The following is a 26927-nucleotide window of genomic DNA, read 5'->3' as shown; positions in this document are numbered from 1 at the left end:
CAGTTCAGATCGACCGCCCGCTATTTTCTGTCCCGCACAACATCGTGAGCGACGAGGGGGGTTGCGTCCAGGCTGTGCGAGTCGGCCGGGACTAACGGTTCAGGTAGGTAGTGCAGGTACCGATCGGTCCCCTTCGAACGAAACGGTGGGAGTCTTATCCGTCGCCGTTCTCGTCGATGACGACGACTTCCATGTCTTCGACGTCGACGTTGATGAGCGTCTTGACGTCGAGGTCCGAATCTGCAACCTTGTTTTCGCCACCGACTTTCTTGATGACGGCAACGATGTCGACGATATCGGCACCGATCTCTTCGAGCGCGCCGGTAATGCCGACGAGCGTGCCGCCAGTCGAGAGCACGTCGTCGAGAACGAGCACCTTGTCGCCCTCGTAGACGTCGTTGACGTACATCTCGCTCTCAGAGTAGCCGGTGACCTGCTGTAGGGAGACCTCTCCCTCGAGGCCATATTGGCGCTTGCGGATGACCACGAGCGGGATGTCAGTCATCAGCGAGACAGCCGTCGAGATGTGGATGCCCATCGCTGCGGGCGTGACGATCTTGTCGACGTCTTCGAGTTCGGCCTTCCGGATGATCCGGATGACGATTTCCCGAAGGAGTTCGGGCCGAAGCATCGGGACGCCATCACTGATCGGGTGGATGAAGTACTGGTACTCTCCTTTCTCGATGACCGGAGCGTCGAGCAACGACTGCTTGAGCCGATCCATGCTGGCGATACTGTACCCGCAATTAAAAGTACCACGTAATCAATCGAGACTTCCGAAGCGTGGGAACGAGACCTTTGACCGCGGCCAGACCAACCGACGGATCGCGATTAGAGCAACGCCACGACTACTAATCCGAGCGTAACGAGTCCTGCCAACACGAGAATGCCGATTCCGATTCCTGCACGTAGGTAGATCCGCGCCGGGGGTTCCTGGCCACGCCAGTTGTCGCTTACTGCCCCCGCAGGCAGCGTCCGCGCAGCGCGGTGGACAAACACGTCGGGGTTGCGAGCGGTCCACATCGCCGTCTCGGCGGTCCGGACGACGAGGCGATCGACCGCGGCGTAGGTTTCAGTGACGCCCACGACAAGGGCACGGATGCCGTAGAATGTGCCGGGGTTGTACAGCGCGTCGATATCCGGGACGGCCCCGCCGACTTTTTCCAGAGGCTTCTTCAGGACGATGAAGCCCACGACGCCGGCGACGGCGAGCGCGACGCCTTCGACGACGTGATCGACTGTGTAGGTCTGATAGACGTGTGAGACGACGTCACCGTCTGTCACGTCGAAGGGCAGCAGGGCGAACAGTGCACCGTCGAAGACACCGAAGAAGACACACAACGCGGCGACGACGACCATCGCGGCGCTCTGACCGAGGTTGGCATCGGCAACGGGGCCGTCGTACTCACCGTGCAAGAATGCGTAGTAGCCAAACTTGATGAAGGATAGGAACGTACCGATCCCGCCCAACAGGAGGAGCCACTCGAGGGTGTGGAAGTCGCCGAATGCGAGTGGTCCCGCCGGGAAGTCGTAGTGACTGCCAGAGATAATCATCCCTTTGCTGACGAACCCGTTGAACAGGGGGAACCCGGCGATCGACAACGCGGCGACGGTGAAGGCGACGGCGGTCAGGGGCATCTCCTTGCCCAGTCCGCCCAGCTTCTTGAGGTTCTCGCGGCCGGTCCGGTAGATTACGACGCCGGCAGTCATGAACAGCAGGCCCTTATAGAGGATGTGGTTGAAGACGTGGGCGAACGCCCCAGCCTGGGCCAGGGCCGTCCCGATGCCGACGCCGGCAACCATGTAGCCGACCTGCGATTGGATGTGATAGGACAGCAGTCGGCGCATGTCGTTTTGCAGTAGGGCCATCCCGGCCCCGAAGACGGCCATCACGCCGCCCATGTAGGCGATCGCGAGTTCGCCCTCGGGGAACGCGCGGTACATGCCGTAGACGCCAGTCTTGGTCGTGTAGACACACAGGAAGACGCTGGCGGCGACGTGCGGGCGCGGGTAGGTATCGGGCAGCCAGGCGTGCAGACCGACGAACCCGACGTTGACGCCGATGCCCAGTGCTGCCAGTGCGGCCGGGAGCCCGGCGGTGATGCCCGCGGTCTCGGGACCGCCCGGGACGGCGGCGAACAGGAAGGTTCCGGTCTCGACGAAGTGCCAGACGATGGCGGCCATGAACAGGCTACCGCCCAGGCCATGCAGGAGAGCGTATCGGAAGCCTGCCCGGACGGCCCGGCCGCCGTAGTCCCAGACCAGCAGCGTGCTCGTGATGGCCATCAACTCCCAGAAAAACAGCAGCGTGAGCCAGTCGCCCGCGAAGACCGCCCCGAGGCTCGTCGCGACGTAGGAAAGCGCGAAGGCGGTCTGGCGGGTCTCGGCGTCGCTGGCCCAGGAATACAGCACGGCGACGGTCCCGATAAATCCGAAGATCAGGCCCATCAGCCGGGAGAACGAATCGACGTGCAACAGGACGGCCTCAAAGCCCAGGAACGGGACCTGGTAGTAGGTCCCTGCGGGCACGAGCCAGGCCCAGCCAGTGACGGCGGCGGTCGCGAGCGCACCGAGAGCGTGACCCGTCCGTCTACCTAGCCACGGGACGATCAGCGCGACGGCGAACACCACAACTCCCGGGACGACAGCATCCAGCATCAGACCAGCACCCCCGTGGCAGCTTCAACGATGTCGACGACGAGTTCGAGGAAGACCGCCTGTGAAGGGACGATCCCGAGGATGACGGCCCCGGTGGCCACCCCCAGAATCGGCCCGAGCATGAACCACGTCGTCTCGGTCATCGGCGTGCGGCGCTCCCAGCCGCCTTCCGGCGGGCCGCCGTGGTGGCCGTCGGCGACGTGATCGACGTGTTCGGGGTGCTCGTCGGCGTCAGATACGTCCTCGACGTGCTCCCCTTCGATCTTCTCACCCCCGCCGTCTGCGACCTGCCCGCCGTCAGCCACTGCCCGCCCGCCCAGCGGGTTCTCGATCAGGGGCTTGGTCCCAACGGCGTCCTCGCTCTCGAAGAAGGCCTGGTAGACGATCGGCCAGAAGTACGCGATGTTGAGCACGCCCGAGACCAGCAACGCCAGCGCGAACACGACCTGATCGGCCTGGAGGCTGCCGATCAGGAGGTACCACTTGCTGACGAACCCGGCCAGCAGGGGGATCCCGGCCATGCCCAGCGCGGCAACGCCGAAGGCGGCCATCGTCGCGGGCATGCGCTTGCCGATGCCGGCCATCTCGCTGATATCGTCAGTGTGGGTCTCGACGTGGATCGCGCCCGCACAGAAGAACAGTGTGAGCTTCATGAATGCGTGAGCAGGGATGTGTAGTAGTCCGCCGACCAGAGCGTAGGGGCCGAGCACGCCCAGCCCGAGGACGATGTACGATAGCTGGCTGATCGTCGAATAGGCCAGCCGGCGCTTGAGGTTGTCCTGGCGGAGCGCGATCACGCTCGCCGTAAGTAAGGTGAACGCCGCGACGGCCGCGAGCACGACGCCAACGCCCAGATCCGCGACGGCCTCGGGGCCAAAGACATCCAGCACGACCCGGGCGATGCCAAAGACGCCGCTCTTGACGACCGCGACCGCGTGCAGCAGTCCGGAGACGGGCGTCGGCGCGACCATGGCGTCGGGCAGCCAGGAGTGAATCGGCATCAGCGCCGCCTTGACGCCGAAGCCGGTCGCAAGTAGTGCAAAGGCCACCCGCGCGAGCGCCGGGTCCGCTGCGATATCGGCGATCCCGCCCGCGGTGAAGGCGACGGTGCCGGTCATCGTGTAGACCAGCACTGTCCCAGCCAGGGCGGCGACGCCCCCACCGAAGGTGTAGGCGAGATACTTCCGGCCAGCCGCCCGTGCCTCGCTCGTCTCGTCGTGGGTGACTAAGGGGTAAGTCATCACCGTCAGCAACTCATAGAAGACGTACAGGACCACCAGGTTCGGGGCGAAGGCGACCCCGACGGCCGCCGAGAGGCTGCCCGCGAAGGAAGCGAAGTACCGCGTCTGGGCGTGTTCCTCGAGGCCACGCATGTAGCCGATACTGTAGAAACTCGTCGCGATCCAGAGCATGCTCGCGAGTAGCGCAAAGAGCACACCCAGCGCGTCCGCCCGGAGGGCGAACTCGATCCCGGGAACGATTTCGCCGAGGTTCGTCACGTACGTGTCGCCGGCGAGGACGCCCGGGACCATGCTCCCGATCAGTCCGAACTTGAGCACGGCGACGAGGATCGTCCAGGATTCCCGGACGTTGGGTCGTTTCCCGGACGCCAAGATTACGAGTGCTCCGAGTGCCGATACGAGGACGGCCGCAAGCGGTCGCAACGAGAGTATCTCGGTCATGCAGGTCCCTCCATTGTCGTCATACGATCACCCTCTCGAGCGTCGGTTCGAGCAGCGATTCGAAGATCGGTCCGGCGAACCCGAGCGCGACGGCCAGAATGGCCGCCAGAACGACGACGCCGATCATACCGAGCGAGACCGGGCGGTCGTCGGCCGATTCGACGCCGCCGTCGGCAGCGACGTCGGTGCCCTCAGCAACGGCTGCCTCCGCGGTGTCTTCGAGGGGCTCGGCGACGAACATCCGTTCGAGCAGGCGGCCGAAGTACGCGAGCGTCAACAGTGCGCTGGAGACGAGGACCGGGACGACGACCCAGGCCCCGCCCTCGACCGCGCCGAGGACGATGTTCCACTTCCCGAGGAACCCGACCGTCGGTGGGACGCCGACCATCGCGATGGCCAGGACGGCAAAGGCCACCGCAGGGACGGGCGCCCGCCGAGCCAGTCCGCGGTACCCGTCGACGGTCCGTGCACCGGTCGACAGTGCGATCACGCCGGCAGCGAGGAACAGCCCCCCCTTCATGATCGCGTGACCGACGAGGTGGATCGTCCCGCCCAGAACCGCGGTCTCGTTGGCGATCGCGAACGCGGCGATCACCAGCCCGAACTGCGAGACCGAGGAGTACGCGAGCATGCGCTTGACCTCCGTTTGCATCACCGCCAGGGCGCTGCCAGCGATCACGCTGAGTGCGGCGATCCAGACGACGGCAGTCTGGAGGATCGGGTTCGCTGCGAGGAACTCGACGGTAAAGACCGTGAGGATCGTCCGCGCGAGCGCGTAGGCCGACACTGTCGAGACCAGCGCCGCGACGTACGCGGAGACGCTGTCCGGGGCGAACCTGTAGGCGTCAGGTTGCCAGACGTGCAGCGGATAGATCGCGGTCTTGACCGCCAGGCCGCCGACCATCAACACGAACGCCGCCTGGACGAGCGTCGCGTCGTAGCCGACAGCGGCCAGCTGGTCGGCGAGGTCGATCATGTTCAGGGTCCCCGTCGCGATGAACGCGTAGCCGACCCCGAGCAGGTAGATCGACGCACCGACTGTCCCGATGATGAGGTACTTCAGCGCGGCGACGGCCGCCCGACCGGACTCCCCGCTCGCGATCAGTGCGTAGGTAGCCAGGCCGGTGATCTCTAAGAAGACGTAGAGGTTGAACGCGTCGCCGGTCAGGGCCATTCCGGAGAGTCCTGCCAGCAATAGCAGGTACTCGGCGTAGAAGGCCGAAGAACGCGGCCCGGCCCGGCGAGCGTAGACGAGCACACCAGCAGCGACAACGGCGACCAGCAGTGCCACGATCGCCGAGAGGCCGTCGACGACGAGTTCGATGCCCGCGGGCGGGGCGAACCCGGCGAGTTCGTACCGGATGCGTCCACCGGTCGCGACAAGCCAGGCCAGGGTCGCTGTGACGGCGACCTGTCCGATGGCGACGACGGCGGCGATCGGCCAGCCGACCCGATCGAAGCGGATCCCGACCGCGATAGCCAGCGCCGCCCCGACGATCGGGAGCGCGACCGGCAGCACAGCGAGATCACTCATTGGCCAGTACCTCCCGGAGGGTGTCTTCCTCCAAGGTCCCGTACTCCCGATAGATCCGGACGATCAACGAGAGTGCGACGGCTGTCAGGCTCACACCGACGACGATCGCCGTCAGAATGAGGACGTGCGGAAGCGGACTGACGTAGGTCGCCTCCGCGCCGCCGTGGCCGACGATCGCCGGCACGCCATCCTCGACGTAGGCCGAAGAGATGAAAAACAGGAAGATGCCCGTCTGAAAGATGTTCATCCCGATGACCTTCTTGACGAGGTTCGGCGACCGGATCATCACGTAGACCCCGATCGCGAGCAACACGACCATCGCCACGTACCCGTACCGGGCGAGTAATGCGTCGATCATGCCTCATCGACCTCCTCGGAGACGCCTGCAGCGAGCAGGAAGAACAACGACGTGATCACGCCTGCGACGGTCGCACCGATCCCGAGTTCGACGAGTTCGATCCCGTACTTGCTGGCGTGATGGATGCCGTAGACGGGATACTCGAGAAAGCTACCGCCGAGAACGATCGCACCGAGTCCGACGACGGCGAAGACGACGACGCCGGTGACGGCCGCGATCGCGAGCAGCGAGGACCCGAGCCACTCGCGGGTCGGTTCGATTCCGTAGGCAAAGGCGAGCATGAGGATCACTGCGCCGGCGATCACGCCGCCCTGGAACCCCCCGCCAGCGGATTCGGCACCGTGGAACATCACGAACAGGCCAAAGGCGAGGACGAACGGGGCGACGACTCTGACGGTCGTCATGATGATCGGACTCTCGACGTACGTCGAGGGCGTTTCCTCACTACTCATGCAAACACCTCCCGTTTGAGGACGACCAGCAGTGCTGTCCCGGCGGCGAAGACGACGACCACCTCGCCGAAGGTATCGAATCCACGATAGGCTGCCAACACGGCTGTGACGACGTTCTCGACGCCGGTCGCACTGTATGCGTCCGCGAGATAGGTCGTCGTGACGGCATCGGCCGGTACTGCAGCGTTCGGGTCGCCGATCCGGGGCAGTGCCGGGACAGTCGCGCCGATCGCCAGCGCGAACGCACCGGCGACCGTCAGTGGACCGAGTTTGACGCGCTCGACCAATCGGTCCCCGGGCGCACGGACCGTCTTCGCGATCGTTACCAACAGGAGGATCGTCATCGCGCCGGCGCCGACCGCCGCCTCGGTGAGGGCCACGTCGGGTGCCTGCAGGAGTACCCAGATGACCGACACGCCGAGGCTGTAGGCCGCAAAGGCGATGATCGCGGCAAGGACGTCACGCAGCAGCGCAGTGACCAGTGCCGTCAGGATCACGAAGACGAGCACTGTCGCCATCAGCGGCGACAGCATCAGGATTCACCCCCTTCGTCGTCGGTCGTCCACGGTTCGATCCCCTGGTCGTCGGCCGCCCGGACGATGGCGTGGGCAGCCGTCGGGTTCGTGATGAACATGAACACGAGCAACAACAGCGTCTTGACGGTCGGTGTGTGTGGCCCGAAGGCGAGAGCCACGGCAGCGAGTGTCAGCACGGCTCCGAGCGTGTCGCTCTTGGAGGTGGCGTGGGCCCGCGTGTAGAGATCCGGCAGACGCAACACGCCGACCACTGCGACGAACCCGAAGAACGCCCCGCCCGCGACAAGCGCGACGATGAGGTATTCGACGGGCGTCATATGACCCCTCCGCGTTCGACGGTGAACTTCGAGATGGCAATACTCATCAGGAAGTTCAGCAGGGCGTAGACGAGGGCGATATCGAGGAAGCCGGGTTCACCAAGTGCCGCGGCTATCAGTGCAATCGCGACGACCGTGTTCGAGCCGATGAGATTGACCGCGATGACCCGGTCTTGCATGGTCGGCCCCTGCCAGACCCGATAGAGGGTAATCACGGCAAAGGCGATGAATGCGGCCGCCGTCCCGAGTAGTGCGCCCGTCACCACCGGATCGAGTCCCGACGCCATTAGGCTGACACCTCCGCGGAATCGGTTTCGTCGTCTGGGGATTCGTCTATATCGCCCCGTTCACGAGGTGAGGGGATCCGGGCCGCCGACCGGCCGTAAAACACGAACCGGATGGCACGTTCGAGTCCCCCATCGAAGAGGTCAGACCGGGCCGAGGCCGTCAACGAATGGACGTGGAACTCCTGATCGTCGACGTCGACCGTCAGCGTCCCCGGCGTCATCGTGATACTGTTTGCCAGTCCCGTCACCGAGAGCTCGTCCCAGACCATCGCGTCGAAGCCGACGGTCTTCGGGTCGATCGGAAGCTTCGGATCGAGTATCACTTTCGCGAGGGCGACGTTGGCCTTGGCGATCTCCCAGAGGAAGTAGGGAACGAACAGCAGCCCCCGGACGAAGATCCGCGGCCACCGCCGCCAGACTGGTGGCCGGGAAAACGTAACTCGCGAGAGGAGACCGGCAACGATGCCGGCGCTGATCGCCCCGGTCGCGAGGTCGAACGTCCCCGCGAACCCACCGATTACAAGGTAAAATAGATACGAGACGCCGAACACCGCCAGAAACTGCCCGATCCCGCTACTCCGGACGAGACGGGTGCGGCGAGCCGCCCGATCGATCGGTGCCTCCTCGACAGTGAGGCCAGCGTCCCTGAGCCCTTGCTCTAACGGACGCAAGAGTGGAACCCGGCCGCCGGGGGCGTATTCCGGGTCGACAACGACGCGTTCGAGTCCGTGTTGCCGGGCGTAGTCGGTGATCACCTGGGCGAAGTCGTCCGGCCGGAACAGGTACTCATCCACACCGAGGACTGCTGTTTCGATCGCGATCGATTCCGGCCGATCGTCTTCGTCGACGTCGGCGTCCTCTCGGGCCCAGACAGTCGCCCGTTCGAGGAGGTCAGCGCCGTCCGAGCGCTCCTCCTGGAACGTTCGACGACCCTGTGCGTAGACGAAGTGAACAGTGGCCTGACGGCCACGTTCGCCGGCTCGTTCCCGGGCGTCCCGTACCGCGTAGGCGACGGCGTTCCGGAGCGTCTCCGACGGTGCCACCGGAACCAGGACGTCGAGTGGTCGATCGTCGGGCGGCTCCTCAGCCTCCACGACGCGCTGGGCGTTGGTCATTGGCTACGTATCCGTCACATTACAGTCCCCAAAGAAAACTACTGCGTTCTTCCTCGCTCGATCGGATTGACAGGTTTCTCTCCCGGAGCAGTTTGGCATTTTTACTCGTTTTGGACGTCTGCTTGGGGCGCCCACGACCGATATCGAATAGGCTGCTCGACCCTCACGACAACGTTCGGCTTAGCTCGTCGGCAATGCGCCCGCCAAGCGCCGCTTTCGACCCGCTGAATTCGGTAACAGCGTCGTCCTCGACCAACAGCGCCCGCGTCTTTTCGCCCCCGGCGGCCCCAGTGTCGTTTGCGACGACAAGAGAGAGGGCTACCCGCTCGAGGAGATCGCGCGCTGCCTCGATCATCTCGTCGTCGTCAGCGCCGGGTTCGAGCTTGAAACCGATCATCGGCAAGTCGGGGGCCCGCTGTCTGACCTGATCGAGAAGCTTCGGTGTCGGCTGTAGTTCGAGCGTCAGTCTGTCCTGTCCGGAGCGGATTTTCTCGTCACGGCGCTCGACCGTGTAATCGCCGATCGCTGCTGCCGAGACGAGCGCGTCGGCACCAGCGGCACACTCTTGGGCGGCAGCGACCATCTCGGCTGCCGTCTCGACGTTCTCGACGGTCGCGTAGGGGACGTCCGGCCCGTCGTGCAACAGTGTCACGTCTGCACCCCGGACGTAGCAGGCTTTCGCGATCGCCCGGCCGGTCTTTCCCGACGCCCGGTTCGAGAGTGTTCGTATCGGATCGACTGCCTCCGTCGTCGCGCCGCCGGTGACGACGATCGACTCACCCGCAAGCGGCCGCTCGCCCGCGGCGCGTGCCGTTTCGAGAACGATCGCTTCCTCGCTTGCGATTTTTGCCTTCGACTCCTCGATGCGCGGATCGGCGAAGGCGACACCCCACGAGTCCAGGCGTTCGATGGCGTCTAAGACACCCGGATGATCGTACATCGGTTCGTGCATCGCAGGCGCGATCACGACGGGGATGCCTGCCCCGAGCGCTGTCGTCGCGCAGGTCGTTACCGGCGTATCGTCGATCGCCGCGGCGATTTTTCCCACCGTGTTGGCTGTCGAGGGTGCGATCAACAGCACGTCTCCCCACGGGTCCTCGCCGAAGAACGTAACGTGCTCGACACTGCCGCCGATCTCCGTGATGACATCGCCGTCAGTCGCCAGTTCGACCGCCCAGGGATGGATGATATTCGTCGCTGATTCGGTCATGATCGCCCGGACTGTCGCCCCACGGCGCCGGAGTTCGTGGGCCAATTCGACGGTCTTGACCGCTGCGATAGACCCTGTCACCCCGAGGACGACGTTCGTATCTTCGAGCATTGCTCGGCGATTCGAGAGCCGGTCGCAAAAGTCATTCCACCGCGCCCCGATAGCTGACGGACCACCGAAAGCGGGCGCCTCCCAAGCGACGGTATCTTCTTCTCGCCTTGGCCACCGAAAGCGAATGGGTTCGTCTCGTCGTCACTCTTCTCGGCGCGTTGTTTGGCTATCGGTCGCCTGTGGTTCGTCTCCGAGGCTGGAACGATGCCGTCGGGCGGACGCAACGTCAAGACACTTCGAGCGTTGCTGTCATCTGCTGCTCGCTGACGTACCTGCGCGCCCAGACTTGCCACGTCCAGATGACGCTGCTCACTGACGGTGTGGCGGATCAGTCCCACAGCTTCCAGCGACGTGGCGCATACTGAACGATCTACCTGCACTGCCAAACGAACGAACAGAAAATGACCTAGTGAGCCGATCTAGGGCCAAGTGGCCAGCGTTGCACTCTTGTCACCGCTCGGCTCTTTCCAGATGACTTTGACCTCATCACCAGCTGATTGAGTAACGTTTGTGATTTTTACTGAATCTCCCGCTGATATCTCTTCACCTGTGCCGCCGTAAACCACATTCGAGTTCGTAGTGTTGCTATTCTTGAACGTCACCGTCGCATTATCGAGCGTTTCCCCACTCGTGTGCGTTACCGTCAGGTTGTCGCTTGTATCGTTGTAATCAAACGAGAAACTCGCCTGTGGGGCCGTACTGCTGATTTGTTCACCGAGACCGAGAACGAATGTCGCAATGACGGCTGCGAGAATTACCGTAATCGCGACCATCAGGATGACCCCGATGACCGGACTTACTGCATTGTCGTCGTCGAAGAGTTCTTTCAGTTGCATGGTTGTGTTCCGTTTATATCGCCGCCACTGACGGACAGCCACGTGTCCATCGCCATGGCAGCTTCTACCCGTATATCGGTCTCGTCAACGTATAAAGGTTCGTGGTGGGTTATTGGGGCTGATAATACCGGAAGGCGTGTGATAATCGCTGTCTAGTCTCGGGATTGTCCGGCGATCCGCCGCGGGACGTTCCTATCTCGAATCTGCTCGAACCAGCGGCGAAGACGTCAGGATTCGTCGCCGTAATCGCCGCCGTACTTCATGAAGAAGTACGTACATCCAAGCACTGCCGTCATGACGAAGCCACTAGAGACGCCGAGCAGTTTGGCACTTTCAGGGACGACTGGTCCCGTGTTGCCACCGGTCGAGACGGTCGGATAGTCTTCACCGACGACGACGGCACCCTTCATCCCGACCGAGAGGTGGGGATCGCAGTAGTACTTGTGAATCCCGGCCTCGTCGAAGGTCCGTTCGAACGTGGTGCCGGCCTCGCCCGTCGAGGGGCCAGAGGAGTAATCGTCGTTTTCGCCGACGACGTTGTGGCCGCCGCCGCGACCGGTCCACTCCCAAATGATTGTCGTCCCGGGGTCGACATACATGGCCGGTGGGCCAAACGCCCAGTAATCGCCGTTGCCCTCGACGCCGACTTCCACCGTCACCTCGTCTTGCCCACGGAAGTCTTCGGTCGTCGAGAAGTTGCCCACGTCGGACAGCCAACCGCCGTAATCCGGTTTGCCGCCACCGCCGCCACCGTCTTCTTCTTGGGCAGCGGCAGTGCCGGCCGCGCCAGCGGCCGCCGTGCCGCCGGCGACCGTGCCCGCCGATCGCAGGAACGCCCGGCGAGATCGCTCGGGAGCGTCGTCGGTCATATCTGCGGGTTCGTGGCCCCGGATAGTGAATATGTTGGTCGGGACAATGGTGGCCGGTTGGAATCGTCTGCCCGTTCGTCATCTGGGGCCGATCACTGCTCGCGTTCGACGACGAACGTCGTGAATTCTTTGAGGTGCGCTGCGGGATCCGGTTCGAGATCAACACGGTCTAACTGTTCGCGAGCCTCTGCAGCCAGCGTGAGCGCTCGTTGACGAGCGTATTCGACACTCCCCGTCGACTGGAGGATCTCGATCGCGTCCATGATCTCCTCGTCGGTGTTGTCCTCGGCCTGGAGGATCGCTTCGAGGCGGGCGACATCCTCGGCCGGCGCGTTTTCAGCGGCGTGAATCACCATCAACGTCTTCTTGCCTTCCCGAATGTCGTTGCCGAACTCCTTGCCGAAATCGCCGGCCTGATCGAGGGTGTTTTCGACGTCGAGAATGTCGTCACCGATCTGGAAAGCGATCGACATCCGCTCGGCGTAAGTCGCAACTGCGCGTTCGACGGCTTCGGGTTGATTGGTGACGATCGCTGCTAGACGGGCGACAATCCGGGCGAGACAACCCGTCTTACAGGCACACATCTCGTAGTACTGCTGTTCGTCGATCCGGACCATCGACTCGTTGTGCCAGTGGATGTCCATGCCCTGGCCGAGATGCGTGCGGTTGAGTTCGTCCATGAGCATCTCGTAGGCGGCCAGTCGGGTCTGGGCGTCGAGGTCGGCTGGATTCCGCCTGATGATTTTCAACGGCAGGAAGTACATTGCGTTGCCAGCGTTCAGCGCCACGTCGACGCCGTGGCCTCGATGTAAGGCCGTCTCGCCACGGCGCATCGACGCCCCGTCCTCGACGTCGTCGACGATAATCGTCCCGTTGTGTAGCACTTCCGGGATACAGGCGTAGGGAAGGTATTCTTCGGGTTCCTCGCCGAACCCCTCGACGAGAATGAGAAAGAGAATCGCCCGCCAGCGCTTGCCGCCCCGGTCGAGCAAGTCCCACACCGGGTCGGCCAGCGCTCGCTGAATCGCTTCTGGATCGTACTCGTAGGTCGGTTCTCCGAAGAACTCTTGGAGATAGTCGTCGTCGACGGCACGCGGGAGCAACGCTGCTATCGCATCGTCGACGACCGGTCGCCACTCTGCAAGTAGGTCCCGCATGACTCCCCACTCGGCATGCGGGCCTAAAAAACTCCCTTCCCCAGCCCGAGAGTGGAGTGCGGAGGGTTTTTGCCCGGGAACAGCGTGGTCTCGTGTGATGAGTCCGGAGCCCAGAAACGGGCCTGTTGCGGTTGTCGGTGACGATGGTGGCGCCGTGGTAGAACTCGTCGAATCGATGGGGCTGCGAACGGTGTCGGGCGAGCCAACGGATCATGAGGAGGCCACTGTCGCTATCGCAATCGGCGAGCCGGCGCTTTTCGAGGTCGCTCGTGAGTGGCCAACGACACCGATCCTGCCGGTCGACGTTTCGGCAGGCCACCAAGCTGTCCCTCCAGGGGCGCTCCAGTCTGCCCTCGGGCACTTAGCCGACGGGACCTACACGATCCAAAACCAACCGCTACTGTCGGTCACTCTCGACGGTGATCCCGTTGGGACTGCTGTATCGGACGTGATGCTGGTGACTGCCGAGCCGGCACATATTTCGGAATACACTGTCGAGCGGCCGGCCGAATCGATTTCGACGTTCCGCGCAGACGGCGTCGTCGTTGCGACGCCAGCCGGCAGTGCTGGGTATGCCCGACAGGTCGGTGGGCCGATCCTTAGCCCGGATGTCGCGGCGCTCTCTGTCGTCCCGATCGGTGCGTTCAAAACCGAACGTGATCACTGGGTCGTCTCTGTTCCCGAGGAGACGTGGGCACTCAAGCTATCGGTCGAACGGGAGGAAGCTCCCGTGTCGCTGCTAGTTGACGGCCACGATACTCGTCGAGTCGCGGCCGACGAGCAGTTGACACTCGCGCACGGTGGGGTGATCTCGCTGATGTCGGTCCCCGAAAGTGAGTCGGTCTATCGACCGCTCGGGGATCGCCCTCACACGACACGCACCGTGGACGACCGTGGCAGTACCGATTTCGCATCGTCTCCCGAAACCCAGAGCAGCGAGGAGTCCGCGAGACTTCCGGATGCGTCGTTTCCCCGCGAGTGACCGATTGGCCTCGCGGGAGTGCCGGTTTGGAAACACTCTAATGGATACCGTTCGTGGGGTCGGGTATGCCACCGGTTTCGCTCTTTGGCCCCCTCGATGCGCTGGTCGGCGACCACATCGAGTACGTCTTACTCGCTGTCGTCCTCGCGAATCTGGTAACACGGATACTCGCCCACCGGCAACACGTCCAGCAAGCCGCCCAAGGGGGCGCAGACGCGATGACGCGCTCTCTCCCACATACTGTCTCGAACGTCCTCCTCGTGCTGGTGTCGTTTTACTATCTGACGTTGCACCACCACGGCGGCATCGTCGCCTCGGTACTCGTGTTGGGGCTGTTCATCACGGACTTCTTCGAGTTCGAGGCTCGCAAGGTCGAAGCGCGTCGTGACATCCCGCTCGAACGGCCGAAAGGGGCTATCGCCGCCTCGCTGCTTACGTTGACGTACGTCGGGTACCAGAGTCTCTTTTTCGTCGTCGAACCGATCTGGACGGCACTGGTCTAAAGCGACGATACTGCCGGTGTGTTCGCCACGCTAGTAACATCACAACGAACAGTTTGCTAGCACAACACTCGTCAGTATGCCTGCCCTGGCCTGGACGTATCGCTTCGCTGCGGTGACCTTGCTTGCTCTCCTCGTGGGAGCCGTTAGCCTGTGCCGAACCGACGAATCGGTACCACGCAGACTGTTGGGGTGCTGTTCGTCAACCCCGATACCGTCTCAAAATACAGTGCTCCAGGCCTGTTAGTCGGGGACGACTCAACTCCGTGCGAAATCTTCGGACCGACTTCGATCAGGGCAGGGAAGTCACGACCGGTCGTTGTACGCTTCACGAGCTTCGTTGATCGCAGGCACGAGCACCCAGAAGGCAAGCGTCCCGAAGATCGCGAAGTAGAACATCCCCTCACCGGCAATGATGGCGATTTGGCTGAAGACGTCCGGACTTTCGGGATACGTGCCGAGTAGCTGGGGGCCTTCGAAGGCTGGTGTCTTGTACCAGCCCGCGATGACCAACCAACCCAGGCTCGCAGTCACGAAGATCGCGAACCCTTTCATGAACTCGTCAGCCATCGGTCTCACCTCCGTCCGGTCCCATGCCAGCTGTGCGAAACCGCGTCGAGAACGCGTAGACGACCGCGCCAAGGACCATTACGCCGAGTCCGACGAGTGCGACCAGTGGGTCGACGGCAGCCAGATCCGCCGTCCCGCGGTTGGTCGCTGCATCGAGCGTGACGAACCCGACGACGATCGCGAGGATGGCAAACAGCGTCGAGAACACCGAGACGGCCTTGTAGACGCGAAGCGGCACGACGACGTCTCGGCGACCGGCGGTCGTGTCCTCGGGGCCGACTGTCTCGTTTTCTGTCGCGGTCTCTTCGCTCGTCGATTCCGCCGATGCGTTGGAGTGGGTTGCGTAGCTCATGGTCACTTCGGTGGTCGGAGCCGGTAGTACCGGCGATTGAGTTCGAACATGTATCCCTCGCGCATCGACTTCAACACGGCGTAGGTGATGAACGCGCCGACGAACGGCAGGAGGAACGTTAGATCGAACGTGAGGTGGGAGTCGATCGGCAGGAGGTTCTTGACCGAGAGCGCCGCCAGTGTCACCGAGAGGATGACGCCAAAGACGCCGACCGACGCCCAGAAGGGCTGTTCGACCGGCCGGCGCGCACTGCCCTTGTTGAGGAACGGGACGATCGCGATCGCCCCGACGACGACGAGGTTTGCCAGCACCCCGAACGTCCGGTCTGCCATCAGCTTCTGGCCGCCGAGCAACGCGAGATCGGGGTTGAGCGGGCCGAGTTTCAGCAGGCCAAACGACCAGTAGAGATACCAGTCCGGCAGGATGATCGGCGGCGTCACCCCGGAGTTGGCCGGCGCGCCGATGTGTGGCGGGAGCGTCGCCGCCAGAAAGATGATCATCCCGACGAAGAAACTCGTCAGCGCCAGGTTGCGGATCATCTCGTGGGGCCAGGTCGGAAAGCCCAGCACGTCTCGTTCAACGTAGTCTGATTCCTGGCGCAGGTCCTGGTCTTCCCGGCGCGCTCGCTCGAAGTACTCGTAGGTCGTCCGTGCCAGACCCTGCTTGCGTGCCTTGCGCTCACTCCAGGACGGCGTCTCGTCGTCCGGTGGGACGATACCTGTCTCGCCCCCGTCGGTGCGTACCTCGGAGGTATCTGTGTTTCCTGTCATGGGTCAGTGTGGTTCGGCGATGCCTTGCATCCAGACGATCGCGATGTGGATCGCGATCAACGCCGTCACGAGGAACGGCAGGAAGAAGACGTGTAAGATGTACATCCGCTGGAGGGTCGCGGGGTTTGGCGTGAAGCCGCCGAAGATCAACTGGGCGGCCCACTCGCCGATCAGCGGGATCGAGAGAGCCATCTCGACGCCGATCTGGCCGGCCCAGAAGGCCAGCTGATCCCACGGCAGGAGGTAGCCCGTGTATCCAAACAGGAGCGTGAGACTGATCAGGACGATCCCGATGAGCCAGTTGAGTTCCCGTGGCTCCTTGTAGGCCCCGGTGAAGTACACGCGAAGCATGTGCAAGAACACCGCAGCGACCATCACCTGGGCCGACCAGCGGTGGATACTCCGGAGCATGAACCCGAAGTTCAGGTCCGTCATGATCATCGTGATCGACTCGTAGGCGATCGTGGGGTTGCCCGAAGCGCCCGAGGCTGCAGGCGCATAGTAGAAGCCCAGTAATGCGCCCGAAATGGCCGCGACGATGTAGGCGATCGTCGAGAACGAGCCCAGCGCGTACAGCGGGTACCAGTACCAGAACTTGTTGTCCAGCCCGTACTGTTCGGTGTGGCTCTTTGGCATCTGCATGTTGACCTTGTAGTAGAGATTCTCCAGAATCTCGAGATAATCGACGATCCGGAGGCGCTTATCGAGCCACACCAGGACGGTCAGATACACCGTCTCTAAGCGCGTAAACTCCCGGTCCTCGATCCAGGCTTCGTGGTCGTGGTCGTCTTTGCGTTCGAGACTCATCGGTCAGTCACCCGGGCGCGGGAGCGCCGTGAATTGCTTTTTGACGGGCTGGAACGGGTCGTACACCGACTGGTGGCACTGACAGTAGACTTCGTTTTCGGCGTTGAACCGTTCACTCCCGGGATAGGCCTTGAATCCAGGGACACAACAGAAGTGCGTACACTTGTTGAGCCAGGCCATCACGTCGTCTTCTGTGGCCGCCTCGAGGAATTGTCGGACGTCACCCGAGAGATCACTGTAATCGCCTTCTCCGTTGACCATCTTCGACACTTCCGGACTCCGGAGTACCTGGACGGGAATGGTCTGGACGTCCGCTTTCTGTGAGCGCCAACTGGCCTTGGCTGGTTTGCCAAAGCCGCCTTCACCGATGTCGTTACTCCAGGTCTCGTAATCGTCGAACTCCGAGAGCGTCAGTGCGTCGCCGGCCTCCATATCACCTTGCCAGTCGTACGTCCCCGGCACGGCCCGGAAGGCGTTGTCCGCATCGGCCCCCGGATCGATGCCCGCGTACGTCTGGACGCCGCAGTACTGGAACCACGACGAACTGTAGCTCGTCCCACCCACATCCATCTCGGCGATCGTCACGTCCTGTCCCTGGACGGTCTCGGTCCGCGTGTCCGGCCAGATACCAGCGATCGTCCCATCGTCCTGAATTTCGACCGGGACGATCGGCATCGCTCGGGGGGCTGGTCCGTCGGTGTTCGCGATACCGAAGTATTCCGTGATCCCGCCCCCGACGCCGGTCTGTGAGGTTACCAGTCCGACGGCGGTCGCACCGCCTGTCGCAACGCTCCCGAGGGCGGCGGACCCGACGACGCCTTTCACGAACCGTCGTCGACCTGATTCGGTCGGATATTTGTCTTCGTTTGGCATGGTTATCGTTTCATGTACGGATAGAGTGCGCGTTTGAGGCTCTCGGTCGCCCCGTCGGTCATCGATTCGCCGTCGACGTCATCTTCGCGGATGTAGAGGTCCTCCCACTTCCGGCGTCGCTTCTTGACGATCATGACGTCCGGGAGGAACTCCTTGCGGTACAACAGCAGAATGAACGCGAGGTTGACGAACATGGCCGCCATGACCGTTCCCAGAAACATGTTCCCGAAGCCGCCGTCCAGAGAGGCGATCCCCCAGCCCTTGATCAGGCCGTAGGTGAAGACGCCCACGAAGATGATTTCGACGACCGTGAGTAACACGATAGCGAGCGCTGCGGCCGTACTTTCCCGTGGTGGTTCGTACCGATGAATGTCGCCGTACGTGCTTCCCGAGGAGGACATCAGTCTGACCCTCCTTTCGAATGGGGCGTTTCGCCGTACTTGAGCAGGTAGAACGTAAACGCCAGCGACGCCGAAATCCCCAGTACCGTCGCGATGCCGACGTAGTGTGCCTGAATGGGGACTCCCATGTGCTCGGGATTGACTGGCGTCGAAGCCCCGGCTGACACACTTGGGTAGTCATCACCGACGACGACGGCACCTTTCATCCCGACCGAGAGGTGGGGATCACAGTAGTATTTGGAAATACCTGGTTCGTCGAAGGTCTGTTCGAACGTAGTGCCGGCCTCGCCCGTCGAGGGGCCAGAGGAGTAATCGTCGTTTTCGCCGACGACGTTGTGGCCGCCGCCCTGGCCTGTCCACTCCCAGATGACGGTCGTTCCCGTGTCGACGTGGATCGCCGGTGGGCCAAACGCCCAGTAATCGCCGTTGCCCTCGACGCCGACTTCCACCGTCACCTCGTCTTGCCCACGGAAGTCTTCGGTCGCCGAGAAGTTGCCCACGTCGGACAGCCAACCGCCGTAATCCGGTTGGCCGCCACCGCCGCCACCACCGTCACCGTCCTCGGCAGCGGCGGCGGAACCTGCTGCGCCGGCGGCCGCCGTGCCGCCGGCGACCGTGCCCGCCGATCGCAGAAATTCCCGCCTGTGCATATGCAACATGCTGAGAGGCGTATTTGTATAAACCCACCGGAAGCCCCAATCTCGGTGCCTTTTGCCGGTTATCCGGCCGGATTTGACTGCAGACTTGGCGAGCGGGTTCGTGAGACATTCTCAAGCGTCATCAGCGGCCTGCTCGCCGCCTGCTGCACCCGATGGCCGATCCGGGACTGTCTCGCCCGAATCGGGGACGAACGCTGGCCGCTCGTCGGAAGCCTCTCCCATTGCCCGAAGGCGATCCCGGTACTGTTCGGCCCGGAAAGCGTCCGAGAGGCGGGCGTTGGCGACCACAGCAAGCAACAGCAGGCCAATCACGAGGAACCCGAGACCGGCAACGAACGCAATAGCGTTGCCACCAGTCACGCCAAACCCTAGCAACGCGAGTGCGGCGAGTAACTGCGCCATTGCCAGCAGCTGGACCACGATGTTCCCGAGTTCACCGTCTCCTTCCCGGACGTCTTCGGGCGCTGGCAACAGCTCCCCGTCCGGAGGAGTAGGCACTTCGTAGGAGTCCATCGAACAGAGTGCCACTGACGGTTTGACGTCTCGCAGCACGGTCCCTTCGCCTTCGACGGTCCCGTCGGGATGGACGATCGCGTAACTCTCGTCGGAGTAAGCTACTAGCCGCTTCTCTTCGCGCTCGATCCGGGCGAAGACGTCCCGATCGGCGACCCGCTGGCGGAGGTCGGCTTCGAGCCGTTCGAGGAGCTTCTCGCCTGTGATCCAGGTGTCCGGATCGAACGCGGCTTCCCACTCTTCGGGCTCCATGTCGGCCATCTCGGCTGGGCCAAAAGAGTCGAAGTCGTACTCGTCTTCGACCTGCTCACGGAGTTCTGCCAGCGATGGGTCCCCGTCGTCGCCGGCCCCTGTCGCTGTCTTGTCTCCCTCGGCTGCATCGCTACCAGCCCCGTTCTCGGCAGTCCCATCGCCCACTGGCCGCTCGTCACCGCCGTGCTCGTCGTCAGCGGACTCGGCGGGGGTCATTGGGGGACGTTAGACTCCCGTCGGCTTACCGGTTCTGGTCGTCGTCGGCCAGTTTGGGACAGTCTCGTGGCCCGTGCCGGTGTCGATGGTCGGGCAGCGATCGGCCCCGGCTTCGGCACGTTTTAGCGACTGCCCGCCGAAAGGCCCCCGATGGTCGGATCTGGCACGATCGCGGCGCTGGTCGTCGTTTCGGTGACGCTTAGCCTGCCTTGCTTTCTGTACGGTGCCTGGTTGATGATCGTCAGTGACCCGATCACCTGGCGCATCCTCAAACGACACCTCGTCGTCGTCGGCCTGGGTCTCCTGTTAACGACAGTCCCGCTCGTGGGCTGGATGATCCCGAAATTCTGGAGCCAGTACACTGGGCTGGCTGTCGTCCACGCGTTCCTCGGCGTTCAAGCCTACGCCTTCTTCCTGTTGGCAGCGACTGGGATCGTCCGGATCTTGCGCGCGAAGTGGGCCTCGACTGAATTTCGCCAGGCGGACGATTTCGACCTCGATGCACTCGACGACTCGACTCAAGACCTTGGCCACTGGCGTGCGCGACTGCGGATCGGCGTCGTCGGCTACACGGTGCTCTGGCTGCTGGCCTACGCCACTGGTGTCGCTCGATACGTGTCCAAGTACACTGATATCCTGGGCTGACGATCCTGGTTGCTTCGGAGCAATCACCGTCGCGTTACGTTCCGAGCCAACTCAGGCATCCCACGGCTCGCCACTGGCCATATCGACGTCGCGATCCAGTTGTGATGAGGGACAGTGATCTTCGAGCAGACACGCGTCACAATCGGGCGACCGTGCCGTACACACCTCGCGGCCGTGGCTGATAAACAGGTGTGTAATCTCTTGCCAGTCCCCTCGCGGGACGAGTTCCTGCAGGTCTGGTTCGATGGCTTCCGGGCGTTCGTTGTCGGTCAATCCAAGTCGCCGGGAGAGGCGCTGAACGTGCGTATCCACGACGACGCCCTCGACGACATCGTGGCCGTGCTGGAGGACGACGTTGGCTGTTTTCCGCCCCACACCAGGCAGAGCCGTCAGCGCGTCCATCGTGTCCGGGACCTCGCCGTCGTGCTCTTCGAGGAGGCGTTGGCCGATTCCTTTCAGGTATCCAGCCTTGTTGTTGTGAAACGTGATACCGTAGATGTCGTCGGCCAGTTGGGCCTCCTCGGCCTCGGCGTAGTCCGCTGGCGTCTCGTATTTCTCGAAGAGGTCCTCGGTGACGTCGTTGACGCGCTCGTCGGTACACTGAGCCGAGAGGACAACGGCGACGAGCAACTCGAGACGGTTCGAGAAGGTCAGCGAGATCGTCGCGTCGGGGTATTCCTCGTGCAACCGTTCGATGACCACCGCCGCCTGCTCCTCGCGGTCTGCCAGTGGCGTTCCCATGTTCCCGAGGCCGGGCCGGACTCCCTTTGCCCTGTCGGGTTCACGCGGGTCCCCCGGCTGGCGAATCCGTCACCACGGAGGGTCGGCCTTGAGTGCATAGCCGAGCATGGCTATTGCCCACCCGAGCGTGCCGATGAGGACGTACTCGAAGGGGACGGGATACCCGAGATTCCACGCGAGCACGAGACCATGCAACACGCCCATGAACGCTAGCGTCGAAACTGCGACGACCTGGGGGACCCGGTGATTCTCGGGCGGGTCCAGACGCATCCCTGCCCGAAGGATCCCCATAGTGAGGACCATCACGGCTGGCATGAGCAAGATGCCGACGGCCCGTGGGACGAAATTGTCGGGCGATCCGCCCGCGGTGAAGTGGATCGCCATCTCCTCGGGGAGTCGCGGCCAGGCGGCAACACCACCCACCGCAGTTAGCGCCACGATCGTCCACGAGAGGCGCCTCCAGCCGTTCAAGCTTGCCATCGTCGGCGACTAGCGTGTAGGTTCCCTAAACGTTGCGACGGCCCGCAGTGGACACCTGTCGATAGGTTTTTGCGACAGAGCAGTGACCGATAACGCATGCCAGGCCCGACGTTCCTTCGCGGTGACCGCGTGACGCTGCGACCGATCGAAGCCGAAGACGCCGAGTTCCTCGCCGAGACGATCAACCACCCAGACGTCTGGCCGATGCTGGCGGCCTACGCCCCGAAGAACACGGACGAGGAACAGGCGTGGATCGAAACCATCGGGGACAGTGCGGACGTCCATCTGTTGATCTGTGCTGATGGCGATCCAGTCGGAACGGTCGGGCTCAATCAACTCAACGACGCCTGGGGGATCGCGGAACTGGGCTACTACGTCCACCCCGACGCCCAAGGCAACGGCTACGCGACTGACGCCACTGCACGGATCGTCCGGTACAGTTTCGAGGACCGCCGCTTACAGAAAGTGTACGCCAACGTCCTGGCCGGCAACGAGGCCTCTCGGCGGGTGCTCGAATCCGTCGGCTTCCAACAGGAAGGGACCTTTCGGGAGCACGCACACATGCGCGGTGAACGCGTCGACGTGTTCCGCTACGGCCTGCTTGCAAGCGAGTTCGAGACGGGCGAGTGAGTCGAAGGTACGTCGATCGAACGGCGTCGGGGTGGCTGGCGTCTCGTCGGCTGACAGAAAACCTTTACCGGCCCCGTCGCCCCGCCTACATATGGCGCTTCGCCAGTTGTTACGAGGACAGATCGCCTGGCCCCGGCTGGAAGCAGCCGCGAAAGCTGTCTTGGAGCGCTACGACGAGCCGGCGGGCCGCGTGGAGTTTCTGGACGCGAACAACTGGCTGTCGACACCGATGGTCATCAACGATCGGTACTTCGTGAAGGTCATCTCCGAGCAACACTCGCTGGTCCACGCGTTGCTCACGACAGGCCGGAACATCGGGGCTTTCACCAGCGGGACAGCAGGCTTCTTCGAGCACTTCGGAACACCACTGCAGATGGCCGAACACGAGCGAGACGCCACAAAAGAGATGCAGGCCGTCGGCCTCAGTGTCCCAGAACCGCTGGAGGCCTTCGAAGTCGAGGGGCTGGGGGTTCTCGTCCTCGAATACCTCCCCGAATTTCGAACGCTGGGCGAACTCGACGAGCCGGCGGTGAGAGCGATCGCCCCGACCCTCTATGCCGCGCTCGATCGCATGCACGGGGCTGAACTCGCCCACGGCGATCTCCGCGCTGAGAACGTTCTGGTTGCCGATAGCGAACTGTACTTCATCGACGCGACCAGCGTCAGGGACGGTATCGGCGAAGCCAGAGCCTACGATCTCGCCTGTGCGCTCGGTGTCCTTGCGCCGTTGATCGGGCCTCGCGACGCCGTTTCTCTGGCGTCAGAGCACTTCGAGACCGAAATACTGCTTCAGGCCAGGGAGTTTCTGGATTTCGTCACGATCCGGCCGGACCACGACTTCGACGCCGGGGCGGTCAAAGCCGAGATCGAGAACCGCGCAACCCGGTGACGATCACAGGTCGTCTCCGTTCGGTCGTGCTCGCGCCGTGAGAGAGATCCCAGTCAGAACGACGACACCGCCAACGATGGTCACGGTGTCGGGCACTTCGGCCAGCAAGACCAGCGCGAGGACGGATGCACCGATCGGTTCGGCCAGCAAGGAGACGCTGACGACGCTCGATTCGACGTGGGCAAGCGCCCAGTTGAGGACTGTATGACCGAACACGCCTGGGCCGACAGCCATCCCGAGAAACAGGAGCCACTCCCGTGGTGGATACCCGGACAGGGCTGCACCCTGGACCGCCACCACGGCGAGTAACCCGATCGAACAGACGGCGTAGACGACGAGGACGTACGGCAGTAGGGCCACGCGCTGGCGGATCGACCGGCCCGCGAGGACGTACGCCGCGGCCGCGACTGCCCCCAAGAGCGCCAGTCCGTTTCCGTACGTTGGGTCCGCCCCGACAGCAGCCCCACCGAGCAGGTCAGGTACCGACATGATGGCGATGCCGACGATCGCGACGAGGATACCGACGACGGTGCCGCCGGTGACCCGTTCGTCTAACAGTAGCGCCGCGCCGACAGCGACCAACAGCGGCTGTGACTGGACGATCGTCACGGACGCGGCCACGCTCGTCCAGGCGAGACTCTCGAACCAGGCGGCAAAGTGGACCGACAGCGCCAGCCCGGCAAGTGTCGCCCCGAGCAAGTGGCTCCGCTGGAAGGAAGCGAACGGATTGCGATGGCGAGCGAACGCGAGTGGCGCGAGCAACGATGTCGTCAACACCACGCGATAGAACGCCGCGACGATCGAGGGGGCTTCACTCCAGCGGACGAGGATCGCACTGGTACTCACGGCGACGATTGCCACGGACAGCCCTGTGAGCGGCGATATCTGGCCAGATAGTTCCGCATTCGACTCGGCCACGGGCGAGCACTCGTGGCGGGCAGGCTTACGCGTTTTGTCGTCGCGAAGCTGGAATCACAATGCAACCGCGTCTTTCCCGGCCAGAGAATCCGGCACGACGATCGTCGCCGTCGTGGTCGTTCCCGACTCCGTGGTGAACGTGAGCTGACCTTGCGTTCCAGCGTCGAGTCGAGCACCGAAGCCGTCGCCGGGCGAAAAGACGAGTTGTGCCCGGTCTTCGGGACTGTTGAGCGTCCCCGAACTTTGAATCGAGTTATCGTCGTCTTTGATGGCCTCGATAGTGAACTGGCCGTCACCACCACCGACACCGTCGGCGACCAGCACGTACGTACCGCTGGAGCCGACCCACTGGACGGTCGTCTCGGTGACGTCGATCGGCCCGGACCCAGGCGCGAGTTTGACCGTCATCGAGACAGTCCCGACGGATTCGTTTTCGATGTTCGATCCGACAGTGTTGACCACCGCAATCCGATCAGCTGTCGGGGCCGGCGTGTTCGTTTCAGTTACGACGGTCGGGTTGGTCTGGAGAAACCCACCTGTCTGTAACAACACACTCGTCAGGGTCCCAACCGATTCCGGATCGGCCGCCATCTCGATACGTACCGTCGAGCCCTCCCGCTGGACGGTCGTCTGTGCGAGGGCGTCTGCGCCGGAACTGAACTGGTTTGAGTCCCGGAGATCCTCGGTCAGCGGGCCGATCGTTCCGTCGACGTTGTTTGCGATCGCGCTTGCCGTCTCGGGATCCGGCGTGTACACCGTCGACTGGACTGAGACAGCCGAACCAGCCGCCCCGTAGCTCGCTGTGAGGACGTCTGCTCGACCGAGCCCGTCGGCCCCGAACTGCTCGGCCGGGAGACGCGTCGCCAGGCGGATCGGCTCCGCGTCCATCGACTCGAAGCGTTCGCGCAAGCGGCCGTCCCAGGCCGCGGTGTCGCCGTTTCGAACGTCGAGTGCATCTTTGACTGCCGGTGCGTACCCGACGATGACGACCCCCTCCGCAGGCGAGGTCACCCACTGCTCGACGCCGTCCGGTCGGGCCTTGCCGGCCTGGTAGACGGTCGTTCCCGCGTACGTTGTCTGTTCGACACTGTCCGGCGTGACCGTCTCTGCAACCGAACGCGGCGACGCTTGGTCAGCAAGCTGCAGTTCCATCGCGACGGCTGGTCTCGATTGCTCCATGCGGCCGAAGACGACGGCCTGTTCGATCCGGTTCGGCTCGATGCCCGTGGTGGCCTGGAACTGTGCGAGTCCACTGGACACAGAATCGAACGGCGTCCCGCCGGGCTGTACTGCGGTTTCGACGAGCGTTCGTGTCACCTCGTCGTCGGTCACCGCGGGATCGATCGCGAGCACGTAATCGACGGTTTGTGGAATCGTCCCGTCCGACGGTGCTGCCAGGTTCGTTCCACCAGGCTCGTCTACGGAATCGCCGATCAATCCGAGTTGCCAGGCACCGGCGGCTGCCGCCCCACCGACGACCACCACCAGTACGACGAGCGGGAGTGCCGACCGGCGGAGTCGATCGAACGCCTGGCTGGGTCCGGTTCGTTCCTTGGCCGGCCCGGGTTGGCCCGGCTGTCTGTTCGGACCAGCGTTTGGCGGGCCACCGCCGGCTGGCCGGCCCTGCTGTGACTGGTCCTCTCTTGGCTGGCCAGGAGGTGGCTGGCTAGAAGCAGGTCCGCTCTGGGGAGGATTCCTCCCCGGAGGCTGAGTGGCAGGTTCCCCGCCACGTTGGGGCTGTTGAGCCTGTGGCGAGCGGTCGCCGTCTCCGGGTATCCCCTGTTGTGGCTGTTCCTGTTGTCGGTGACCAGCCTGTTGTGGTTGTCCCTGTTGTCGGTGACCAGCCTGTTGTGGCTGCCCTCCCTGTGGTTGATGGGATCCTTGTTGGGGCGGCTGTTGTGACCGTGGCTGTCCACCACGCTGAGACTGTGCAGGTGACGGGTGGTCGTCCCGAACGTGTTGGTCCGTCTGTGGCCCGTCCTGTCGCTGTGACGTCTCCGCCCGTTCTTCCTGTGGAGGTGGTTCGTGACTCTGGCTTCCGGGCAGCCGTTCGTCAGCTGGTGGCTGCTGGGTCTCCGGCTGTGCTTGTTCTCGATCGTCTGGAGCCGGCGTGTCACTGCCGGTGTCCGTCACCTCTTTGGCGGCAGTCGCCGCCTCAGCACTGTCCTCGGAGATATCTCCATGCGTCGCAAGCACTGTTTCGGTCACGCCCGCTGCCTCGATGGCGTCGACAATACCGTCGAAATCGAGATATTCGACCCCATCGGGAACGTCGTCGACCGGTTCACCGGTCGCGTTCGTGACGATTCCGCGATCGGCACCGAGATCGTCGACGAGTGCGGGGAATTTCTCTAGACGGTCGGTCGTCGGCGTTTCTTCTGTACAGATCCAGGCGACTCCTTTCGAATCGTCGGTTCCTTTGAACAATACGAAAACGTGGGACCCACGCGTCTGGACAGCTGCATCGTCACCGTCGGCCCGGCGCACGGCACACACGACCGCAGCGAGCGCCTCGTCGTCCATCTTCTCGACACACGCTCGGAGTCGCTCGCTGGCCATAGTTGGTTTTATCGGGAACGTGCCAAAAATTCTGCCCCCAGTTCCGGG

The 26927-nt window shown here is 63.3% G+C and carries 31 protein-coding genes; 5 read left to right on the top strand and 26 right to left on the bottom strand.

Features of this window, described 5'->3' with window-relative positions:
• Positions 1–154: 154 nt before the first annotated feature.
• The 14 genes from hpt to FR699_RS04130 form a co-directional block, all read right to left on the bottom strand.
• The gene (hpt, locus tag FR699_RS04195) at positions 155–724 is read right to left on the bottom strand and encodes a hypoxanthine/guanine phosphoribosyltransferase (protein ID WP_154551624.1); all 570 of its coding nucleotides are present in this window, start codon (positions 722–724) and stop codon (positions 155–157) included.
• A 107-nt stretch (positions 725–831) separates the two neighbouring features.
• Positions 832–2658, bottom strand: a complete 1827-nt coding sequence (locus FR699_RS04190) for a Na(+)/H(+) antiporter subunit D (RefSeq protein ID WP_158854286.1) — start codon at positions 2656–2658, stop codon at positions 832–834.
• Positions 2658–4340, bottom strand: coding sequence for a cation:proton antiporter (locus tag FR699_RS04185; RefSeq protein WP_154551626.1), 1683 nt, complete (start codon positions 4338–4340; stop codon positions 2658–2660). The genes FR699_RS04190 and FR699_RS04185 overlap by 1 nt, the downstream gene beginning before the upstream one ends.
• Before the next feature lie 19 nt (positions 4341–4359).
• Positions 4360–5874 carry a monovalent cation/H+ antiporter subunit D family protein gene (locus tag FR699_RS04180; protein ID WP_158854284.1) on the bottom strand — a complete coding sequence of 505 codons (1515 nt, stop codon included), beginning with the start codon at positions 5872–5874 and terminating at the stop codon, positions 4360–4362.
• Positions 5867–6232: a cation:proton antiporter subunit C gene (locus tag FR699_RS04175; RefSeq protein ID WP_154551628.1), complete on the bottom strand. Its 366-nt coding sequence runs from the start codon at positions 6230–6232 to the stop codon at positions 5867–5869. The genes FR699_RS04180 and FR699_RS04175 overlap by 8 nt, the downstream gene beginning before the upstream one ends.
• Entirely contained in the window at positions 6229–6684 is a 456-nt protein-coding gene (locus FR699_RS04170) for an MnhB domain-containing protein (protein ID WP_154551629.1), read from the bottom strand. The genes FR699_RS04175 and FR699_RS04170 overlap by 4 nt, the downstream gene beginning before the upstream one ends.
• Complete coding sequence (locus FR699_RS04165) at positions 6681–7217, bottom strand: DUF4040 domain-containing protein (RefSeq protein WP_154551630.1); 537 nt, start codon at positions 7215–7217, stop codon at positions 6681–6683. The genes FR699_RS04170 and FR699_RS04165 overlap by 4 nt, the downstream gene beginning before the upstream one ends.
• Positions 7217–7537 (bottom strand): monovalent cation/H(+) antiporter subunit G, encoded by a 321-nt coding sequence (mnhG, locus tag FR699_RS04160; protein WP_154551631.1) that lies wholly within the window; start codon positions 7535–7537, stop codon positions 7217–7219. The genes FR699_RS04165 and mnhG overlap by 1 nt, the downstream gene beginning before the upstream one ends.
• Positions 7534–7824, bottom strand: coding sequence for a cation:proton antiporter (locus FR699_RS04155; RefSeq protein WP_154551632.1), 291 nt, complete (start codon positions 7822–7824; stop codon positions 7534–7536). The genes mnhG and FR699_RS04155 overlap by 4 nt, the downstream gene beginning before the upstream one ends.
• Entirely contained in the window at positions 7824–8939 is a 1116-nt protein-coding gene (locus tag FR699_RS04150; RefSeq protein WP_154551633.1) for a monovalent cation/H+ antiporter subunit E, read from the bottom strand. Before FR699_RS04150 ends, FR699_RS04155 begins: the two co-directional genes overlap by 1 nt.
• A gap of 163 nt (positions 8940–9102) precedes the next feature.
• The gene (coaBC, locus tag FR699_RS04145; RefSeq protein ID WP_158854282.1) at positions 9103–10260 is read right to left on the bottom strand and encodes a bifunctional phosphopantothenoylcysteine decarboxylase/phosphopantothenate--cysteine ligase CoaBC; all 1158 of its coding nucleotides are present in this window, start codon (positions 10258–10260) and stop codon (positions 9103–9105) included.
• A 419-nt stretch (positions 10261–10679) separates the two neighbouring features.
• Positions 10680–11096: a type IV pilin gene (locus FR699_RS04140; RefSeq protein WP_158854280.1), complete on the bottom strand. Its 417-nt coding sequence runs from the start codon at positions 11094–11096 to the stop codon at positions 10680–10682.
• A 227-nt stretch (positions 11097–11323) separates the two neighbouring features.
• Positions 11324–11965: a halocyanin domain-containing protein gene (locus FR699_RS04135; protein ID WP_158854278.1), complete on the bottom strand. Its 642-nt coding sequence runs from the start codon at positions 11963–11965 to the stop codon at positions 11324–11326.
• 92 nt (positions 11966–12057) lie between these two features.
• Positions 12058–13122 carry a polyprenyl synthetase family protein gene (locus FR699_RS04130; protein WP_154551636.1) on the bottom strand — a complete coding sequence of 355 codons (1065 nt, stop codon included), beginning with the start codon at positions 13120–13122 and terminating at the stop codon, positions 12058–12060.
• A gap of 97 nt (positions 13123–13219) precedes the next feature.
• On the opposite strand from FR699_RS04130, the gene FR699_RS04125 reads away from it, so the two are divergent.
• Positions 13220–14104 carry an NAD(+)/NADH kinase gene (locus FR699_RS04125; protein ID WP_158854276.1) on the top strand — a complete coding sequence of 295 codons (885 nt, stop codon included), beginning with the start codon at positions 13220–13222 and terminating at the stop codon, positions 14102–14104.
• A 65-nt stretch (positions 14105–14169) separates the two neighbouring features.
• On the top strand, positions 14170–14607 hold the full coding sequence (locus FR699_RS04120; protein ID WP_158854274.1) for a hypothetical protein: 438 nt from the start codon (positions 14170–14172) through the stop codon (positions 14605–14607).
• Between the two features lie 303 nt (positions 14608–14910).
• Here the strand turns inward: FR699_RS04120 and FR699_RS04115 are convergent, their stop codons facing one another.
• The 8 genes from FR699_RS04115 to FR699_RS04080 form a co-directional block, all read right to left on the bottom strand.
• Complete coding sequence (locus tag FR699_RS04115) at positions 14911–15174, bottom strand: hypothetical protein (RefSeq protein WP_154551639.1); 264 nt, start codon at positions 15172–15174, stop codon at positions 14911–14913.
• Positions 15167–15526 (bottom strand): hypothetical protein, encoded by a 360-nt coding sequence (locus tag FR699_RS04110; RefSeq protein WP_195837632.1) that lies wholly within the window; start codon positions 15524–15526, stop codon positions 15167–15169. Before FR699_RS04110 ends, FR699_RS04115 begins: the two co-directional genes overlap by 8 nt.
• Positions 15527–15528: 2 nt before the next feature.
• Positions 15529–16296 carry a cytochrome bc complex cytochrome b subunit gene (locus FR699_RS04105; protein WP_154551640.1) on the bottom strand — a complete coding sequence of 256 codons (768 nt, stop codon included), beginning with the start codon at positions 16294–16296 and terminating at the stop codon, positions 15529–15531.
• Positions 16297–16299: 3 nt separating this feature from the next.
• Positions 16300–17103, bottom strand: a complete 804-nt coding sequence (locus tag FR699_RS04100; RefSeq protein ID WP_154551641.1) for a cytochrome bc complex cytochrome b subunit — start codon at positions 17101–17103, stop codon at positions 16300–16302.
• Positions 17104–17106: 3 nt separating this feature from the next.
• Positions 17107–17976 carry a ubiquinol-cytochrome c reductase iron-sulfur subunit gene (locus FR699_RS04095; RefSeq protein ID WP_154551642.1) on the bottom strand — a complete coding sequence of 290 codons (870 nt, stop codon included), beginning with the start codon at positions 17974–17976 and terminating at the stop codon, positions 17107–17109.
• Positions 17977–17978: 2 nt separating this feature from the next.
• Positions 17979–18377, bottom strand: a complete 399-nt coding sequence (locus tag FR699_RS04090) for a hypothetical protein (RefSeq protein WP_154551643.1) — start codon at positions 18375–18377, stop codon at positions 17979–17981.
• Complete coding sequence (locus tag FR699_RS04085) at positions 18377–19027, bottom strand: halocyanin domain-containing protein (protein ID WP_158854271.1); 651 nt, start codon at positions 19025–19027, stop codon at positions 18377–18379. Before FR699_RS04085 ends, FR699_RS04090 begins: the two co-directional genes overlap by 1 nt.
• A 120-nt stretch (positions 19028–19147) precedes the next feature.
• A complete protein-coding gene (locus tag FR699_RS04080) occupies positions 19148–20017 on the bottom strand; it encodes a hypothetical protein (protein ID WP_233263367.1) in 870 nt (289 codons plus the stop codon).
• Positions 20018–20167: 150 nt separating this feature from the next.
• Here FR699_RS04080 and FR699_RS04075 point away from each other — a divergent pair, with 150 nt between their 5' ends.
• Positions 20168–20662 (top strand): hypothetical protein, encoded by a 495-nt coding sequence (locus FR699_RS04075; protein WP_158854268.1) that lies wholly within the window; start codon positions 20168–20170, stop codon positions 20660–20662.
• A gap of 51 nt (positions 20663–20713) precedes the next feature.
• Here FR699_RS04075 and nth read toward each other — a convergent pair whose 3' ends face one another.
• On the bottom strand, positions 20714–21403 hold the full coding sequence (nth, locus tag FR699_RS04070) for an endonuclease III (RefSeq protein WP_154551646.1): 690 nt from the start codon (positions 21401–21403) through the stop codon (positions 20714–20716).
• 69 nt (positions 21404–21472) lie between these two features.
• Entirely contained in the window at positions 21473–21883 is a 411-nt protein-coding gene (locus tag FR699_RS04065; protein ID WP_154551647.1) for a DUF1648 domain-containing protein, read from the bottom strand.
• Between the two features lie 96 nt (positions 21884–21979).
• On the opposite strand from FR699_RS04065, the gene FR699_RS04060 reads away from it, so the two are divergent.
• Together FR699_RS04060 and FR699_RS04055 are read left to right on the top strand one after the other, a co-directional pair.
• Entirely contained in the window at positions 21980–22513 is a 534-nt protein-coding gene (locus FR699_RS04060; RefSeq protein ID WP_158854265.1) for a GNAT family N-acetyltransferase, read from the top strand.
• Between the two features lie 91 nt (positions 22514–22604).
• Positions 22605–23402 carry an RIO1 family regulatory kinase/ATPase gene (locus FR699_RS04055; RefSeq protein WP_158854262.1) on the top strand — a complete coding sequence of 266 codons (798 nt, stop codon included), beginning with the start codon at positions 22605–22607 and terminating at the stop codon, positions 23400–23402.
• Between the two features lie 3 nt (positions 23403–23405).
• Here FR699_RS04055 and FR699_RS04050 read toward each other — a convergent pair whose 3' ends face one another.
• A complete protein-coding gene (locus tag FR699_RS04050; protein ID WP_199268283.1) occupies positions 23406–24320 on the bottom strand; it encodes a DMT family transporter in 915 nt (304 codons plus the stop codon).
• Between the two features lie 54 nt (positions 24321–24374).
• A complete protein-coding gene (locus FR699_RS04045) occupies positions 24375–26879 on the bottom strand; it encodes a hypothetical protein (protein ID WP_158854259.1) in 2505 nt (834 codons plus the stop codon).
• Positions 26880–26927 lie beyond the last annotated feature (48 nt).

The organism is Halorhabdus sp. CUG00001 (assembly GCF_009797925.1).
Lineage (GTDB): Archaea > Halobacteriota > Halobacteria > Halobacteriales > Haloarculaceae > Halorhabdus.
The sequence above is the reverse complement of the archived record's forward strand: the minus strand, read 5'-3'. Positions and strand labels throughout refer to the sequence as shown.